The organism is Patescibacteria group bacterium (assembly GCA_018817715.1).
In the GTDB taxonomy this organism is placed as follows: Bacteria; Patescibacteriota; Patescibacteriia; order Veblenbacterales; family UBA10138; genus JAHITT01.
Genome location: JAHITT010000006.1, coordinates 101,330 through 119,435, shown reverse-complemented (window position 1 = coordinate 119,435; position 18,106 = coordinate 101,330). Strand labels below are relative to the sequence as shown.

Annotated in this window: 18 protein-coding genes; 15 read left to right on the top strand and 3 right to left on the bottom strand. The window is 36.2% G+C overall.

The window, feature by feature from the left end; all coding sequences use genetic code 11:
• The first annotated feature begins 10 nt into the window (after positions 1-10).
• The 15 genes from mreC to KKC17_03600 all read left to right on the top strand — a co-directional run bounded on the left by mreC (position 11) and on the right by KKC17_03600 (position 14,341).
• Positions 11-823: a rod shape-determining protein MreC gene (gene mreC, locus KKC17_03670; GenBank protein MBU1039290.1), complete on the top strand. Its 813-nt coding sequence runs from the start codon at positions 11-13 to the stop codon at positions 821-823.
• A gap of 6 nt (positions 824-829) precedes the next feature.
• Positions 830-1,336: a hypothetical protein gene (locus KKC17_03665; GenBank protein ID MBU1039289.1), complete on the top strand. Its 507-nt coding sequence runs from the start codon at positions 830-832 to the stop codon at positions 1,334-1,336.
• Positions 1,329-3,281, top strand: a complete 1,953-nt coding sequence (gene mrdA, locus KKC17_03660; GenBank protein MBU1039288.1) for a penicillin-binding protein 2 — start codon at positions 1,329-1,331, stop codon at positions 3,279-3,281. The genes KKC17_03665 and mrdA overlap by 8 nt, the downstream gene beginning before the upstream one ends.
• Before the next feature lie 122 nt (positions 3,282-3,403).
• The gene (greA, locus tag KKC17_03655; protein ID MBU1039287.1) at positions 3,404-3,874 is read left to right on the top strand and encodes a transcription elongation factor GreA; all 471 of its coding nucleotides are present in this window, start codon (positions 3,404-3,406) and stop codon (positions 3,872-3,874) included.
• A 103-nt stretch (positions 3,875-3,977) separates the two neighbouring features.
• Positions 3,978-5,462: a lysine--tRNA ligase gene (lysS, locus tag KKC17_03650; GenBank protein MBU1039286.1), complete on the top strand. Its 1,485-nt coding sequence runs from the start codon at positions 3,978-3,980 to the stop codon at positions 5,460-5,462.
• Between the two features lie 14 nt (positions 5,463-5,476).
• A complete protein-coding gene (locus tag KKC17_03645; GenBank protein ID MBU1039285.1) occupies positions 5,477-6,169 on the top strand; it encodes a hypothetical protein in 693 nt (230 codons plus the stop codon).
• A 6-nt stretch (positions 6,170-6,175) separates the two neighbouring features.
• Positions 6,176-6,661, top strand: a complete 486-nt coding sequence (locus KKC17_03640; GenBank protein ID MBU1039284.1) for an NUDIX hydrolase — start codon at positions 6,176-6,178, stop codon at positions 6,659-6,661.
• 2 nt (positions 6,662-6,663) lie between these two features.
• Positions 6,664-7,278 (top strand): non-canonical purine NTP pyrophosphatase, encoded by a 615-nt coding sequence (locus KKC17_03635; protein ID MBU1039283.1) that lies wholly within the window; start codon positions 6,664-6,666, stop codon positions 7,276-7,278.
• On the top strand, positions 7,275-8,510 hold the full coding sequence (gene serS, locus KKC17_03630) for a serine--tRNA ligase (GenBank protein MBU1039282.1): 1,236 nt from the start codon (positions 7,275-7,277) through the stop codon (positions 8,508-8,510). The genes KKC17_03635 and serS overlap by 4 nt, the downstream gene beginning before the upstream one ends.
• 12 nt (positions 8,511-8,522) lie before the next feature.
• Positions 8,523-9,680, top strand: a complete 1,158-nt coding sequence (alr, locus tag KKC17_03625) for an alanine racemase (protein ID MBU1039281.1) — start codon at positions 8,523-8,525, stop codon at positions 9,678-9,680.
• 5 nt (positions 9,681-9,685) lie between these two features.
• Positions 9,686-10,810, top strand: coding sequence for a D-alanine--D-alanine ligase (locus KKC17_03620; GenBank protein MBU1039280.1), 1,125 nt, complete (start codon positions 9,686-9,688; stop codon positions 10,808-10,810).
• Positions 10,798-11,688, top strand: a complete 891-nt coding sequence (locus KKC17_03615) for a hypothetical protein (protein ID MBU1039279.1) — start codon at positions 10,798-10,800, stop codon at positions 11,686-11,688. The genes KKC17_03620 and KKC17_03615 overlap by 13 nt, the downstream gene beginning before the upstream one ends.
• Positions 11,689-11,691: 3 nt before the next feature.
• On the top strand, positions 11,692-12,360 hold the full coding sequence (locus KKC17_03610) for an HAD family phosphatase (protein ID MBU1039278.1): 669 nt from the start codon (positions 11,692-11,694) through the stop codon (positions 12,358-12,360).
• 402 nt (positions 12,361-12,762) lie between these two features.
• Positions 12,763-13,746: a tyrosine-type recombinase/integrase gene (locus KKC17_03605; GenBank protein ID MBU1039277.1), complete on the top strand. Its 984-nt coding sequence runs from the start codon at positions 12,763-12,765 to the stop codon at positions 13,744-13,746.
• A 61-nt stretch (positions 13,747-13,807) separates the two neighbouring features.
• A complete protein-coding gene (locus tag KKC17_03600; GenBank protein ID MBU1039276.1) occupies positions 13,808-14,341 on the top strand; it encodes a hypothetical protein in 534 nt (177 codons plus the stop codon).
• Between the two features lie 52 nt (positions 14,342-14,393).
• Here the strand turns inward: KKC17_03600 and KKC17_03595 are convergent, their stop codons facing one another.
• The 3 genes from KKC17_03595 to KKC17_03585 are packed head-to-tail and all read right to left on the bottom strand — an operon-like array spanning position 14,394 to position 18,091.
• Positions 14,394-15,602 carry a peptidoglycan DD-metalloendopeptidase family protein gene (locus KKC17_03595; GenBank protein MBU1039275.1) on the bottom strand — a complete coding sequence of 403 codons (1,209 nt, stop codon included), beginning with the start codon at positions 15,600-15,602 and terminating at the stop codon, positions 14,394-14,396.
• Positions 15,603-15,607: 5 nt separating this feature from the next.
• Positions 15,608-17,053: a glutamate--tRNA ligase gene (locus KKC17_03590; GenBank protein ID MBU1039274.1), complete on the bottom strand. Its 1,446-nt coding sequence runs from the start codon at positions 17,051-17,053 to the stop codon at positions 15,608-15,610.
• A gap of 33 nt (positions 17,054-17,086) precedes the next feature.
• Positions 17,087-18,091 (bottom strand): NUDIX domain-containing protein, encoded by a 1,005-nt coding sequence (locus tag KKC17_03585; protein ID MBU1039273.1) that lies wholly within the window; start codon positions 18,089-18,091, stop codon positions 17,087-17,089.
• Positions 18,092-18,106 lie beyond the last annotated feature (15 nt).

Below are 18,106 nucleotides of genomic sequence, written 5' to 3'. Positions count from 1 at the left end.
AATAAAAATTATGCCAGTTAGTTTAGGGCGCCGCTTAGGTAAAATAGGAGCGGCTTTACTGATTATTTTTCTTTTAGCCAATCCTTATGTTTGGGGTTTTATAGTTGGTACATTTCAATATGTTACTGTTCCAGTGGTTACCACTTGGAGCCGGACGGTTGATTGGTTTGGGGTATTTTTAAAAGCTCAAGAACTAAAAAAACAGAATAACGAATTAATAGATCAGGTAGCTGGGTTATCTTTTTTAGAGGCGGACAAAGAACAATTAAAAAAAGATAACGTTGAATTAAAATCTTTACTGAATTTATCTAAACCTTTAGATTGGCAAGCTCAAGCTGTTGAAGTGCTTGGGCGACAAAGCGATGATAGTGGGACATTATATTTAATAAACGCTGGTCAGCAACAGAATTTACAGCCTGGTTTGGCTGTGGTCGCTGGACTTAAAACTAATGAAGGTTCTTACGGTGGATTATTAGTAGGTACTATAAAAAGTGTTAATGAAAAAACAGCTGGTTTTATTTTAACTACTAGCCCTAATAGTCGTTTAGTTTCCCAAGTCTTAAATGATAGTCGTACTCAGGGTTTAGCAGTGGGTGAATATAATTTAGCTTTACGTATTCGTTATTTACCTCAGGATCAGTCGGTGGAGGTAGGAGAGTTAGCTGTGACTAGTAATACTGATCCGCAATTACCGAGCGGTCTTTTGTTGGGAGTGGTTTCGGCTATTGAGGCTAACGAAGGATCCTTTTTTAAATCGGCTGTGGTAACTCCGCCAGTTAAATTAGACCGTTTTAAATATCTTTACGTTTTAAAAAAACCATAAGCTATTATGTCTTGGTGGTTTAATATTATATTCGGGATTGTTTTATGGTTAGTGCGCCAAGCTTTAGCCACTTTTAATCCGCTGTTGGCTGATGCTGTATTGTTAGCTTGGCCAATTTATTTAGTTTGGCAAATGGGTTTTTTAAAACCTTGGACGGCTTTATTAGTAGCCAGTTTTTTAATAGATGTTATAACTTTTTCTAATTGGCCGGTTTATACTATAGCCGCTTTTTTATCCGGCATAATTTATCGTCAATTTATTGAAGATTTTTTAGCCGAATCTTCTAATTTAGGTCGGGCACTTAATATGTTTGCTTGGGTTATTAGTTGGCGGCTGATTCGTTGGGGTGTGATGTGGTTAGGTTGGCGTTTGGGTTTTGATTATTTTTTGCCAGTGTCTTTTAGTTGGTTATCTTGGTTAAGTTGGTTGGGCTATATTGCCGGAGTTTTAATAATTTTGAGTATAATAGGTTGGTATAAAGTTAAATTTAAAAAAACTTTTAATTATGTCTAATTGGCGTCGTGATCCCTTTGTTATAAAAGAATATGGCGGTAACATAAAGGACCGTAAGGTGACTGGTTTTAGTTGGCGCAGATTAGAGGGTACTACTTTGGGAGAAAGCGGTGTTGGTACTTTGCGACGAGTTATTAGTCAGGCCGTGCCTATGGTTTTGGCTGTGGCTGTGGCTTTAGTTTTGTTTATATTTTTTATAAAACTTTTTTATTTACAAGGTTGGCAAGGCCAAAGGTGGCGTAGCGTGGCTGAGGGTAACCGTATTAGGTTAGAAATAATTAGCGCTCAACGAGGCTTGATTACCGATCGGCAGGGCCAACCTTTAATACGGAATAATTCTACTTTTAGCGTGGTGGCTATTCCAGCTGATATGCCACGCGATGAAACTGTTCGTCAGCAATTTTTAAACGAGATTTTGGCTTCGGTGCCAGCTGAATACATTGATAAAGATGAATTAGTTGATTTGTCTACTTTTTCTTATTTACCGGTTATTATTGCCCAAAATATTCCTCATGATTTGGCTTTAAAACTTATGGTGGTTAGCCGTGATTACCAAGGCTTAAGAGTTGAGCCTAGCAATATTCGAGATTATTTGTCTGGTGAATCTTTTGCTCATTTATTGGGTTATGTAGGAAAAATTTCTGCTCAACAATATACTGATTTAAAAAATCAAGGTTATCAAATAAATGATTATATAGGTCAAGCTGGTTTAGAAATGCAATATGAAGAGGCTTTACGCGGTCAGCCTGGGAAAAAACAAGTGGAAGTGGATGCTTTTGGGAAAGAAAGAAAAATTTATGCCGCCCAAGCTTCTGTGCCGGGCGCTAAATTGGTTTTAACAGTAGAGGCCGGCTTACAAAAAGTTGCTTATGAGTCTTTAAAAGAGGCGGCTAGTCCAGCTAAAAAAGGTGGCAGTGTGGTAGCTTTAAATCCGCAAACCGGTGAAATTTTAGCCCTGGTTAGTTATCCTAGTTATAATCCTAATATTTTTACTATTAATCGTGATAATAATAAAATTAGGGATTTGCTTAAAGATCAAACCAAACCTTTATTTAATAGAGTTTTGGCTGGCGAGTATCCGCCTGGTTCCACTATTAAACCTTTTTGGGCAGCCGCTGGTTTAAAGGAAGGTGTTATAACCGAGCAAACTACTTTTTTTAGTAGTGGAGGGGTTCGTCTGGGAGATCAATATTTTGCTGATTGGAAAGCCGGTGGGCATGGTTTAGTTAATGTCTATAAGGCGATTGCTGAATCTGTTAATACTTTTTTTTATTTGTTGGGTGGCGGTGGTGAAGCAGACAGCGGTTTAGGTATAAGTCGTTTGACCGCTTATTTGGAAAAATTTGGTTTTTCGCAACCAAGAAACATAGATTTACCTGGTGAAAGGTTGGGTTTTATTCCAACCCCTTTATGGAAGTTAGATAAATTAAATGAGCGTTGGTATAAAGGTGATACTTATAATATTTCTATTGGTCAAGGTGATTTATTGGTTACCCCTTTGCAGTTAGCTGTTAATTATTCAGCCTTGGTTACTAATGGTCGAATTAAAAAACCTCATTTACTAAAAGAAATAGTTTGGCCGGACCGTCGGACACAACAAACACCTGTTACAGAAATGGAAGATTTTGGTTTAAGTGATGAAATTCTACAAATTGTTCAAAAAGGTATGAGGCAAACCGTTACCGATGGTAGTGCTAGGTATTTGAATAGTTTGCCGGTTAAAGCGGCTGGTAAAACCGGTACGGCTCAAACCGGTAGTCAGACCTTAACCCATGCTTGGTTTATGGGTTATGCGCCTTATGATAAGCCAACTTTATTAGTGGTGGCTATGGTGGAGCAAGGTGGAGAAGGTTCTAGTGTAGCTGTGCCAATTGTGCGTAAAATGATGGCCGAATATTTTTCTAATGCACCTACTGGCTCTGATTTTTTAGATTCAGAAATTTAAGCATCTTGGTATTTATTAAATCTTGACAAAATAAGTGTCGACCAGTATCTTTTAGCTATTCTTAATGACCGGCCATTTTTAAGTAGTATAAATTTAGAGCCGGTTTTTAGATTGTATATATTATGACAAATAATAATGGACAAAATTACGTCACTAAAGACGGTTTGCAGAAAATTAAAATTGAATTAAAGGAGCTTAAAACAATTAAGCGTAAGGAAATTGCTTGGCGCATTCAAGAGGCTAAAGAATTAGGAGATTTGTCGGAAAATGCCGAGTACGTGGAAGCTAAGACTGAACAAGGCTTTATTGAGGGTAAAATAATTGAGTTGGAGAATATTTTAAAAAATGTTGAGGTTATACCAGATTCAACCGGCGGTGATGAGGTGCAGGTTGGTTCCAAAGTGGCTTTTACTTCTCCTCAGGGTGATAAAGAATACACTATTGTGGGTTCCAATGAGGCTAACCCAGTAATGGGTTTAATTTCCAATGAATCACCTTTGGGCCAGGCTTTTTTAGGGCGCAAGGTGGGAGATAAAGTAGAGGTTAGTTTGCCAGTTGGTCGAGTGATTTATAAAATTACTAAAATAAGTTAATAATTGTTGAATATTTTTTTAATCATCTTTAGTTTTTTAAGATGGCTTGTTTTAGTTTGCCAAGCCGCTAAATAAAGGGTAAAATTAGCCATATCTTTAACTTATGTCTATACGCCAAGATCAAGAATTAAAAAGTCGTCAGGCCAAGCTAAAAACTTGGCAGGATTTGGGTTTTAAGCAATATCCTAGTGATTTTAAAAGACAACAGACCATAGCCGATATTCGTAGCCAAGCTTTTGAACAGGAAATACCTTTATTAACTGGCGAAGCAGTTAGGGGTCAAATTTTTACAACAGCTGGTCGTTTAATGACCTTGCGATCGCATGGTTCATTGTGGTTTGCTACTTTGCAGGACGAAACCGGTAGTTTGCAAATTGCTTTGGTGGAAAAAATAGTTAATCAAAAATTTTGGCAATTAGCCGAGAATTTAGATCGGGGAGATATAATTGGTGTCGTGGGTGTTTTAGTAAAAAGCCGACGTGGTGAATTGACTGTTTTAGTTAGTGAATTAATTCCTCTGGCTAAAGGTTTACAGATTTTGCCGGAAAAATGGCATGGCTTAAAAGATGTAGAACAAAGATTAAGGCGGCGTTATTTAGATTTAATGATGTCAGAGGAGACAAGAGAAATTTTTAAAAAAAAGTCTTTATTTTGGCAAACAGCCCGGACTTGGTTGCAAGCGGCTGACTTTATGGAGGTGGATACGCCAGCTTTGGAAACTATTGCCGGTGGAGCCGACGCCAGTCCTTTTATTACTCATCACGATGCTTTAGATCGAGATTTTTATTTGCGCATTTCTTTGGAATTACCACTAAAACGTTTATTGGTCGGTGGTTTTGGTAAGGTTTTTGAAATTGGTAAAGTTTTTCGCAACGAAGGCATAGATACCGAACATTTACAGGATTATACCATGTGTGAATTTTATTGGGCTTATGCGGATTATGAGGATTTGTTGGTTTTTACGCAAAAAATGTATCAGGCTATTGTTCAGGCCGTTAGTGGTGGTTTAATCACTACTTATGATGGCCGAGAAATAGATTGGTCTGGCGATTGGCCGAAAAAAGATTATTTTGAAATTATTAAAGAGTATACAGGGGAGGATTTAGCTGGGGTAACCAAGGTGGAAGATTTGCGTAAATTATTAGAAAAAAACAAAATTCGCTATGAAGATAGTATGGGTGCTGGGCGTTTGATTGATTTATTTTGGAAAAAATTAGTTCGCCCTAAAGTAGTGGGCCCGTTATTTTTGATAAATCATCCGTTGGAGGTTTCACCTTTGGCTAAAGCACATCGGACTATGCCTGATCGGGTGGAAAGATTGCAAATAATTGTGGCTGGTTCTGAGTTAGGTAATGGTTTTAGCGAACTTAATGATCCTAAAGAACAAAGACAAAGGTTTGCCGAGCAAATGAAATTAAGAGAGGGTGGCGATAATGAAGCAATGATGTTGGATAATGATTTCATTGAAGCTTTAGAGTATGGTATGCCACCGGCGGCTGGCTTTGGTTTTTCAGAAAGACTCTTTAGTTTTATTGTTGATAAACCAATACGAGAAACTGTCTTGTTCCCGCCAATGAGAGATAATTAATAAAGTTTAATTTTATGAACAGTTTTGCGCCAGATTCAGGGTTTGCTCAGGCGTTTGGTCAATTTAAAAATAAACAAGAACAAGAATTTTCTGAAATAAGTAAATACCCTTTTAAAAATGAGGTAATTTCGGTTGATGATTTAAAAAAGTTAAAAGACATTCAAGATTCTTTAAACAATTTAATAAAAGACTATAATCACAACGCTAAATTAACTGGCTCGGGCATTCAAAAAGAAAGTCTTTGTCAACAGTATATAGTTTCTATAGAAAAATTTTTAGACAATCAAAATATTTGGAAATATAAGTTTTCTACAGACTCTTTAAGTGGTGGTGGCACAGAAGAACCATTAAACAAATCAGTTTTAGATTCTTTGTATTATATGTCAGAATCAGGCATTAGTTTGAGATTAAAATTAGTTAATTTTAGTAAGGGGTTGGGTCAAGTTGTCCAACCTTTAATGGAAAAAACTGTTTTTGAAAGCATTGATCAACTGATACAAATTAAAGAAAATCCGGAAGTGGGGTGTGTGGTTAATGATTATGCTTCAGAAGAATTTTATAAAGCCTTGAACGAGTCAACGGAAAATTATAAATCAGTAATTAATATTCATCAAGATAAAGATTTTATAAAAGGGCTGACTTTTAGCGGCTCAATTAAGCATAAGCATTTAGGGGATAGGGTTAATCAGGTGATTTTCTCTCATTAAATATTTATGCCCTACGACAAGCAGAATAAATTGTATATTGTCACTGTCACGGCCGTAATTAGGAATAAAGACGGCCGCTATTTGTTATTAAAGCGCCATCCACGGGAAATTGCTTATCCTAACAAATGGTGTTTTCCTGGGGGTAAAACTGAAGGATTGGAAGATATAGAATCAGTTTTACAGCGAGAGGTAAAAGAAGAGGCAGGTTTAAATGTGTTGCCCGGCAAGATTTTATTGCGTGATACGGCTTTTATTAGGTCGGATGGCCAAGCAGTTAGGGTGTTTACTTATTTGTGTCGTTTGGCTGATGATGGTCAAGCAGTTAATTTTGATGCCCATGATTTTGTGGATTATAAATGGGTAAGTTTGGAAGATTTGAAGGAATTAGACCACGTGGGCGTGGCCGAGGAAATTAAACAGGCAGAAAAATTATTAAATTTAGGTTTAAAGTTTGATGATTTAACATCGCCGTCTGGTCCTAGAAAAAAATAATTATGCCCAAACTGTTAATTGCCACTCATAACCCAGCTAAATTTAACGAGTTTGCTGAATTATTAAAAGATTATTCTTTTGATTTAGTTTCTCTTAAAGATATGGCTATAACTGATAAAGCGCCGGAAGATAGTAAAACGTTTGAGGCTAACGCACTTAGCAAAGCTAAGTTTTATTATCAGTTGTCTGGTTTGCCAACTTTAGCCGATGATAGCGGTTTAGAAATAGATGTTTTAGGTGGTTGGCCGGGCGTATCTTCGCGTCGGATTTTTGAAAATTCAAACAAAGAAGCTACGGATGATGAATTAATAAGTGAAACCTTACGTCGTTTACAGGGAGTATCTTGGAATAAAAGAACTTGTCATTTTGCTATAGCTACCGCTTTAGTTATAAAAGCCAATCAAGTGCACATAGCTGTTGCTCAAGGGATGACTGGTTATATTGCCGAAGCAACCTGTTCTAAAAGGATAGTGGGTTACCCTTTCCGTTCTTTGTTTTTTGTGTCAAAATACAATAAAATGTCAGCGGAATTATCTTATCAAGAATTAGCAGAAGCGGGTTTTCGTCATCGGCCGGAAATTATTAAGCAATTAGATTCTTATCTTTCCCAAATATGATTGATATAAAATATTTAAGAGACAATCCGGATTTAGTAGTTAAGGCTAGCCAGGCTAAAAATCGGACTATAGATATTAAGGTTATTTTGGATTTGGATAATCAAAGAAGGGCTTTGCAAGCGGAAGTGGATGGTTTACGTCAAGGTCGAGGGGATAAGTTGGTAAGCGAGGCGGATCGAGCTGAAGCCAAGGCTAAAAAGGAAGTTCTTAAAACTAAAGAGCAAGAATTAAAACAGTTAACTGACCAGTTAAATGATATTTTGCTTAGCCTGCCTAATCCGGCTCGGCCCGATGTTAAAGTTGGTAAAACAGAAAATGATAATGAGGTTTTAAGGCAGGTAGGTAGTAAGCCGGATTTTAATTTTACAGTTAAAGATTATCTAACTTTGGCGGAGCAGCACGATTTAATAGATATGGCCCGGGCCGCCAAAGTGTCAGGTTCTAGGTTTGGTTATTTAAAAAATGAAGCGGTTTTATTGGAATTTGCTTTAGTCCAGTATGGTTTATCAGTGGTTCTTAAAAATGGTTTTGTGCCAGTAGTGCCGCCGGTTTTAATTAGTGAAAAAGCCATGCAAGCTATGGGTTATTTGGAAAATGGTGGGGAAGAAGAAACTTATCATTTAAAAGAACAACAGCTTTATTTAGTAGGTACTTCTGAACAATCAATCGGGCCTATGCATATGGATGAAGTTTTAGAACTTACAGATTTACCTAAAAGATATGCTGGTTTTTCTTCTTGCTTTAGAAGTGAGGCCGGTAGTTATGGTAAGGATACCAAAGGTATTTTACGCGTTCATCAGTTTGATAAATTGGAAATGGTAGTATTTACTAAACCAGAGGATTCGGATAAGGAGCACGATAAACTCTTGGTTATAGAAGAAGAATTGATGCAAGGTTTAAAATTACCTTATCAAGTTATTAAGATGTGTACAGCGGATTTAGGAGATCCAGCTGCTCGTAAGTATGATATCGAAACTTGGATTCCTTCGGAGAGTAAATATCGAGAAACTCATTCTTGTTCAACTACCACGGATTTTCAGGCTAGGCGTTTGAATATTCGCTATAAAACAGCCGAGGGTAAAATGGATTTTGTTCATATGCTTAACGGAACAGTTTTTGCCATTGGTCGTACTTTGATAGCTATTTTAGAAAACTATCAGCAGGCTGACGGCAGTATTATTATCCCTAAGGTTTTGCAGCCTTATATGGGAGGCCTAGCTAAAATAGGTTAGCAGGCTAAAAACATGAAAGATTATCCTAATTATTCTTGGCTAGAAGTAAGTCGTAAAGCCTTACTGAACAATATAAGTGTTCATAGGTCTTTTTTAGGTGGCCAAGCTAAATTAATGGCAGTAGTAAAAAGTAATGCTTATGGACATGGTTTGGTTTTGGCCGCCAAGGTCGGGGAGTCTTCGGGTAAAATAGATTGGTTAGGTGTAGCTTCTTTAGCCGAAGCTTTTTCTTTACGGGCGGCTAAAATTAATTTGCCAATTTTAGTTTTAAGTTATTACCAGCCGTTACGTCAATTTGATTTACAAAAAGCTATTAAACAAAAAATTTCTTTTGTGGTTTACGAGCAGTCGGCTTTATTAGCTTTAAGTAAAGCGGGGCAGCAAGTTAAAAAGCCCGCTCGTGTTCATTTAAAAATAGACACTGGAATGGCTCGTTTGGGATTACGCGATAAACAAGCTTATGATTTTCTTAAACAAATAAGGAATTCTCTTTGGTTAAAATTGGAAGGTGTGGCTTCTCATTTGGCTACTGCCGAATCAAAACAGTCTGGATTTTTATTAGAACAGTTGGGAAATTTTTCAGCTTTTTTGGAAAAAGGTCAAGCTTGGTTGCCGGATAAATATTATCGTCATATAGCTTGTACAGCCGCTTTGAATAGTTTTAAAAACTCTCATTATGATTTGGGACGTTTGGGTATAGGTTATTACGGTTTGTGGCCGTCAGCAGAAAATAAATTAGTTGTTAATAAATTTAAGCCCAAAATTCGTCTTCAGCCGGCTTTAACTTGGAAAACTTTTATTATTGAACTGCAAAAATTGCCTAAAGGTGCAACAGTTGGTTATGGACGCACCTATACTACCAAACAAGCCATTACTATGGCGGTTTTGCCAGTAGGTTATTGGGATGGTTATCGTCGGTCTTTATCTAACAAAGGGGAGGTTATTATCCAAGGTCAGCTTTGCCCGGTTATTGGTCGTGTTTGTATGAATATAACCATGGTAGATGTAACTAAATTAGCTAAGGTTAGGGTTAATGACGAAGTTGTTTTATTGGGCTGCCAAGGTAAAAAGCAGATAACGGCCGAGCAAATAGGCATTAAATCTGGTACTATAAATTATGAGGTAATAACGGCTATTAATCCATTATTACCTAGAGTATTGGTTAAATAATTTTTATGGTTAAAAAAAATAAATTACGAATTGGTGTTTTGTTTGGTGGTCGTTCGGCGGAGCATGAAGTTTCTTTAGTTTCAGCTGCTTCGGTAATTAAACATTTAGACAAAAAAAAATATCAAGTCGTGCCAATTGGTTTATCTAAAGAGGGTATTTGGTTGGGTGGTTCAACTGTTTTAAAATTCTTAAAAAATCCCCAAACAAGTTTCTTTAAAAAAGAAATTGTTTTATTACCCGAACCGAATGGTGGACGCTTTTATAAAAGAACTGATATAAAAAAAATACAAGGAACTGTTGATGTTATTTGGCCGGTTTTACATGGTACCTTTGGGGAGGATGGAATTATTCAAGGTTTTTTAGAATTGACAGATTTGCCTTATGTGGGCGCTGGAGTATTGGGTTCGGCCGTAGCTATGGATAAAATTATTCAAAAATTAATTTGTCAGCAGGCTGGTTTACCAGTGTTACCTTTTGTTTATACTAATAAGTTTGATTATAAAAAAAGTTCAGCGGTTTTTATAAAAAATTGCCAAGTTTTAAAATATCCTATGTTTGTTAAACCAGCTAATTTAGGATCTTCGGTGGGTATTAGTAAGGTTAATAATTTGTTGCAGCTTAAAATTGCTATTAATTTAGCTTTTAAATATGACAGGCGTATTTTGGTTGAGCAAGCGGTCAAACAACCTTTAGAGATTGAGTGTTCGGTTTTGGGTAATAATGAGCCCCAAGTTTCTGTTTTAGGTCAGGTTATACCTAGCAATGAATTTTATGATTACGACGCTAAATATGTTGATGGTAAATCTAATTTGATAATTCCAGCCCCTTTATCTAAAACTGTCAGTCGGAAAATAAAAAATTTAGCCGTGGCTTGTTTTAAAGTTTTAGATTTAAAAGGTTTAGCCAGGATAGATTTTTTGGTGTCCCAAAAGTCAAGAAAAATTTATTTAAATGAACCAAATACTATGCCGGGTTTTACCAGTATTAGTATGTATCCTAAATTATGGGGGCACTCCGGATTAGGATATTCTGAATTATTAGATCGTTTAATCTCTTTGGCTTTGGCTAATTATCAGGACAAAAAACAATTACAGACTTCTTATAAACCCACTAAACAATGGTATCAGTAAAGCAATTTAAAGCACGTTCAACTGTAAAAAAAAGGCGCGGGCATGATTATGCTCGAGCTAAACATGAAATTCCCGACGTTAATCGTCGGTTGTTTAAAGCTTATCAAACTCAGGCTAAACCGACTTGGCGAAAGAGACTCTATTATATTTTACCTGGATTATTTATTGTTTTAGTTGCAGTGATTATTCATTTACCAATTTTTTCCATAAAGAATATTATTATTAATGGTGTACCTTCGCAAGAAGCCAGAAACAAAATAAGATTGATTTTAAACCAGGAAATAGCTGGACGACGTTGGTTATTGTGGCCTCAGTCTAATATTATTTTTTTTGATACTTCTAAGGCTCGCAAGTTGGTTGGTCAGGAATTTTACAGTCAGGATTTATTTTTTAAAAGACATTGGCCGAATGTTTTAAAATTGAATTTTCGGGAAAGTTTAATGATCGCTCGTTGGCAAACTAAAAATAAAGTATATGCCGTTGACCAAAGGGGGATAATTGTTCAAGAATTAAAAGATCAAGCAGTTTTAAGTACTAATTTAGTTTTAATTAGGGAAGTGGGGGATAAGGGCTATAATTTAGGTGATCAGGTGATTGATGAGCAGGCTATTGCTTTTGTGGATAGTTTTAACAAATTTTGGCAAGAGAATCTTTCAAAAATCAAGTTGGATTATGTTTTATTGGATTTGGCTGGTTTGCCAACTGTTCAGGCTTATACTGCAGATGGTTGGTATGTTTATCTTTCAGTACGTGAAGATCCGTTAGGGCAAATAAATTCTTTAAAGCGTTTATTAGCGGAAAAAATAAAAGGAGACATTAACCGTTTGCTGTACGTGGATGTTCGTTTTGGTGCTCGTTTATTCTATAAATTAAAGTAGCTTATGGCCAATAGATTTTCTGCTTTGCTTTTTGATATGGATGGTTTAATGTTTGACACGGAAACAATTTATTCCAAAGCCGGTCAATTAGTATTAGAGGCCAGGGGTAAAAATTTTACCTTGGATTTGAAACGTCAAATAATGGGTTTGCGTTTGCCTGAGGTTTGGGCTTATATAAAGAAATATTACAATTTGCCTGATGAAGTGCCGGTATTGGTTAAAGAAGCTAGGCAGGCTTATGAAAAATATTTACTGACTGATAATTTGTTGCAGCCGTTGCCAGGGTTACTTGATTTGTTATCTAGAGCCAAGGGTCAACGAATTAATTTAGTCTTGGCGACAGCTTCAGAAAAAAAATGGGTGGAATTGATTTTTAATAAATTTGATTTAGCTAGTTATTTTCCAACAGTTATCACTAGTGAGGATGTAAAATTTGGCAAACCCCATCCTGCCATATACCAAAAAGCCGTCCAAGCTTTAAATTTAAGCCCGGCAAGTTGTTTGGTATTGGAAGATTCGGTAAATGGGGTTAAGGCGGCTAAAGCCGCCGGCTGTTTGGTAGTTGCTGTACCTAATCAGTACACCTTAGGTCAAGATTTTAGCCAGGCTGACATAGTGGTTAGTAGTTTAGCTGATAAAGCATTGCAACATTATATATTTTGCGACACTTAAATAAGTTAATAATTATTCAAGTTAGGCGATTATCTTTAGCACTAAGACTGTATTAAAAAAACTTATTAGTGGGACAGTCATTTCCAAAGTAAACCTAAATTAATTTTAAAGCTAACTACCTTAAGGATTTATTAAATTCAAACCTTAATTTAAGACCATTTTAATGTTAACAACTTAGTTTGGTTGGTGGCTAATTAGTTTAAAGCGAATTTAACAGTTAATAAGGCATCTAAATTAGCTGAGTAGGAGTATTTAGACTGATAATCCTAGGCTAAGGACGTAATTTATAGGCTAATACTGCTTAATAAGCAGTAAGCTTTAGTAGTTTGCCTTAATAAAAGGCTTATGCTAAACTGAGTATAATATCTCTTACACTCAGTTAAAACCTTAATTATTAATATTATGATTACAGCAGCAAAAAAACACCTGTCCCCCAAAACTAAAACAGCTTCTTTGAGTTTGGATTATTTGGATGATTTTTTATTGTCTTTGCAGACTAATAATTATTCCCCAGAAACAATTTATAATTACGAAAGAGATCTTAAAGTCTTTGATAAGTTCTTGTTGGATAATAAAATCCCCTTTCTTAAGGTAGACAAAAGAATTATTGACCGCTATAAGGCTTATTTAAACTCAGTAGACCGATTAACAGCTGAAAAAAATAAACCAAGCTTACGTTTGCGCAGTTATTCTTTAAATCGTATGTTATCCAGTTTACGTGCTTATTTAAGATATTTAATAGATTTGGATTACCAAACACCTTTGTCGCCCGAATCTGTTAAACTGGTTAAAACCGAAAAGAAACATCCGCAAGTGGCAGAACTTAATGAGCTGGTGAAATTAATTGAGTCACCTTCTTTACTAGAAAAAAATAAACAAGTGGCCACTCGTAATCGGGCTATGTTGGAGGTATTATTTGCCACTGGTTTACGTATTTCTGAGTTGATTAGTTTAAACAAATCGCAGATAGATTTAAGTGGACGTATTTTTGTGACTGGTAAGGGTCGCAAACAGCGTTTTGTTTATTTAACTGATCGGGCCTTAAAGCATATAAATTATTATTTAGCTTTGCGCCACGATAGTTGGCCAGCCTTGTTTATTCCTTATCGGGGTGAAAATTCTGGCAAAACTACTAAAAGACTGTCGACTAATTATTTGCAAATGAAAATAAAACAGTATCGGGAACAGTTGCACATTAATGTGCCAACTTCAGCCCACTCTCTAAGGCATGGTTTTGCCACTTATTTGGCGGAAAGCGGGGCTAATCCGGCCGCTATACAAGTATTGCTGGGCCATGAATCACTTGATACTACTACTCGCTATGTTCATGCTTCGGATAAATATGCGGAAACTACACACCGTAAATTTCATCCTTTAAATAAATAATTGACATATCTTTGTTTTTTGTTTAAGATAAGCCAAAAATAACAAAAGCAAGGATATTAAAATGAAAAAATCAAAAGTAGTACATTATCCTAAAAAAATTAAAAATCTGCCTGTTGATTGTAAGGTGGTTTATTTGGCTGGTCCAGTTAAACACGCTCCAGATTGGCACAGCCGGGCCATTAAAATTATTCATGATATTGATCCAGAGGTGATAATTATTTCACCTAAAAAATTGGTTTTATCCGGATTTCATATGACTGAATGGTATAAGGAGTGTGCTTGGATAAAGTATCATATGGATTTAACTGGCGGGTATGCTAAGGGGGTTATAATGTTTTGGTGTCCGCCTATGGAGTGCCAAGAGAGGCCTAATTATAACGGGTCATACGCGCAATCCACTCGTTATGAAGTTGGTAAATGGTTTACTCGTTTAAATGAAAATCCGCAAGAGTGGCCAGGTAAGGTAATTATGGGTATGGAACATGGGTTTTCTGGTGCTAGGTATGTGGATTTTGATTTAAAGGCGGATTATGGCGTAGAAATTTTTTGGGGCGATTTACAGGAATTTTGTTATAAAACTCTGGAAATAATTTAAAAATTAAAAAAAGCAGGCTACAAAATAGCCTGCTTAAATTTATATAAAAATTTTAGGGTAAATAATTTAAGGGATCAACTGGTATACCATTAAGTCTAATTTCAAAGTGTAAATGCGGGCCAGTGGTTAAACTGCCGGCTCCCCTAGTGCCTGGCAGGCCACCAACAGCGCCAATAACCTGTCCTTTGGTAACAAAGCTGTTTTCTTCCACGTCAATTCGGCTGGTGTGCCCATAAACCGTGGCCAGGCCGTTGTTATGGACTATCATTATATAACTGTAACCCAAGCCGGCGTCTTTGGCTCGGGCCACGTAGCCGGCCGCCGCCGCTTTAATGGCTGTTCCTTGCGGATTGGGAATATCAATGGCCCCATGTTCAAAATATTTTCTAAAAATATAAGTAGGGTCGTTAAAATAAGTGGATAGGCCTTTATAAGGTTTGACCGGCCAAATAAAATTAGTATCCAGTTGGTTTAGACTTTGAATACCTTGATTTTTTAAACGCCGTCTAACTTCTTGTTCCAAGTTATTTATGTCGGCATTGGCCTTTTGTTGTTCCTGAATAGCTTGGGTTAAAAGATTTTGATAACGGCTTTCTGATTCTCTGGTTTGCTTTAGGATGTATTGTTTAGTATTTAATTCGCTACTTAATTGACCCTTGGATTCTTCCAGGTCGTTTTTAGTCTTAGTTAAATCAATTTTATATAGAGCTAAGTTTTGTTGTTGGTGTTCTAATTCTGTTTTAGATGTTTGTAGTTGGTTGGTTTGTTGTTGCAGATTGCGTTCCAATTCTTCTAAATAGCTAAGTTGATCAAAATATTTTCCAAAAGAAGTATTTAGAGCGATTATTTCCAACAGACTTTTTTGGTTATTTTGATAAAGTTGTCGTAGTATTTCAGCTATTTTAGAACTTTTGTCGGCAATTGATTGTTCGTGCCGGCCAACATCTAAAGTAACCGCTTGGATTTGTAGGGTGACTGTTGCTAAAGCCAATTCTTTTCCTTTAATATTAAGTTCAGCTTGGGCAACTTTGTCATCCAGAACGGTTAATTGTTTTTTTAAAGAGGAAGATTGGGCTTGTTTATCGGCGATAGCATTACGGTAAGTATCAATTTGTTTTTTTAATTCGGTTAATTGACTTTGTTTGTTTTTTATTTGCTCGTTTAAGTCATCCACGGCGGCTACTTGGGTTTTAGGCAAAAAAGGCGCTAAACTTAAGATTAAAGCGCCAGTAATCAATAATGATTTTATAAATCTATTCATTCCATCTATAATAACATGTTTGCTTCTACCCAAGCCAGTCTTTTAAGAGCCTCTTCTTTACCTAGGGCCCAAGCAGCTGTGTAAAAATCCGGTGATTTATTAAGTCCAGTAACAGCTACTCGAGCTGGCCATAAAAATTCCATATTGGATAATTTATTAGCCTCTTGATTTTTTTGGCAAGCTGTTTTAATTGCTTCAATGGTCCAAGCTATTGTTTGATTTAAGGATAATTGGGCTAACTGTAACGATTTTTTGGTTGTGGCAGGGGTGCTTTTATTTGGGACAATAATTGGTAAAGCGCTTGATAGATCATTACTAAAAAACCAATTGGTTGATTGAACATCGTTTAATTTAACTAGCCTGTCTTTGATTATTTCTGTAAGTCTTAAAGTGCTGGTGATTGGCCGGCCGGATTGTTTAAGAGTTTGGTAATGAGTTTGTAGTTTTTCATCTAGTTCACTAGAAGATAATTTTTGTAAATATAGATGATTAAACCAGTTTAGTTTATCTAAATCAAAAATAGCTCCGCCTTTTTGTACGCGGTCTAAAGAAAAAAGCTGACTTAATTCCTTAAGGTTAAATATTTCTTGATCGTTTGTTGGATGCCAACCTAATAGAGTTAAAAAATTAACCAGGGCGGCTGGTAAATAGCCTTGGGTCTGGTAGGTTTCTAACCACACAGTCGCACCATCTTTTCTTTTGGACAGTTTGGCTTTTTGTTTGTTTAAAACATTGGGTAGGTGGGCAAAGGCCGGCGGTTGCCAAGCAAAAGCCTGATAAAGCAATAAATGTTTGGGTGCCGAAGGTAACCACTCCTCTCCCCTGATAACATGGCTAATAGCCATTAAATGATCGTCGACTACGTTGGCTAAGTGATAAGTTGGATAACCATCTGATTTAAGCAGAACCTGATCGTCTATTTCTTTGTTATTAAAGACCACTGTGCCGCGGATTAAGTCATAAAGAGTCGTTGTGCCAGTCGGTACTTTTAAACGAATAGTAAAAGGTAGTTTATTGTTTAAATTATCTTGAACTATTTCTTTGGTTAATTTTAAACAAGTCCGGTCATAACGGCTGGGTAATTTTTGTTCTAATTGTGTTTGTCTAAGTTCGCTTAGCCTTTGGCTAGAACAAAAACAATAATAAGCTTGATTATTATTAAGTAGCTGTTGGGCCTGCTCTTTATAGATTGGTAGACGTTCCGATTGAATATAAGGTCCATATGGTCCGCCGATATCCGGACCTTCCTGCCAATTTAAACCCAACCACTTAAGACCTTGTAGCAATCTGTTTAAGCTGCCAGGAACTAGTCTTTCTCGGTCAGTATCTTCTATTCTGATTATAAAATTCCCTTTTTGTTTAAGGGCGTAAAGATAATTATATAAAGCAGTGCGGGCGCCGCCGATATGAAGTTCGCCAGTTGGCGAAGGAGCAAAACGTACTCTAACCATAGAATTTTAAATTACCCTATCAAGCCGGCAAAATCAAGTTATAGGACTGATTAATTTGTTTATTTTAAGTTCCTTAATTATTAAACGGCCAATTGGTTTTCTGGAACGAGGCAATTGCTTTATTAAATCAGCTGGTTTTATCCATAGGGCTAAAGCGGCTTCCCTTTTATCTAAAGTTAAATTAACTGTTTGTTTGGCTATTCGTAATACAACTAGACTTTGTAATTGGCCGACATATTGTTTTTTTTCTGGATCTTGACCGTGTAATAAAAGATATTTAGGCCAGCGATAACGGTGTAGGTCTGGCTTAACCAATAAACAACGGGTTTGAGAAACACCCACTTCTTCTTTAATTTCTCTTAGGGCCGCTTGGGTTAAATTTTCTGTTGATTCTACTCCACCTTGGGGTAGTTGCCAGCTGAGTGGCCGATCTTGGTGTTGAGTAAGTAATATTTCATCATTAGCATTAAGTAAACAAATTACCACATTACGTCGAAATTTTTCTGTTTTAAACAGCCAGGTATTAAGTTTTTTATGAATTAGTCCCTGGGGAGTTAATTGGCTGGTTATTAAATTAAGACCATTAGGTTGGACAGTAAAGGGTGGACAGTTTATTTTGGGTAGGACGCCTTTTGTTTTGTTTAGTTTGGCTATAATTAAACCTGGTTGGTAACTACTAGTTGTTAATTCTATTTCTTTTAATTCTAAAGCAATAGTTTTTTGTAACAAACGATAAGCAGAATTGGTAGTAGTTTTAAGCAAAATTTCTGGCTGATTTTGTTTAAGCCAGGCCGAGGAACTGAATTTTAAATCAAAAACAGTTGTTTGGTCCGCTATTTTTTTAAGTTTAAGGGTTAAAGCTGGTAGTTTGGCTAAAGTTACTTCATTTAGAAAAGTGGTAGTTAGTTGATCTTTTTTTACAGGAGTTAAATAACTTTTAAGATCGTTGTGTTTTAATTGATTTTTTAAACAAGACAAATAGGAGCCTGTTTGGCGCCAAGTATTTTGGTCCAAATTTAAAGACAACCATAACTTCATATTTATAGTTTAATT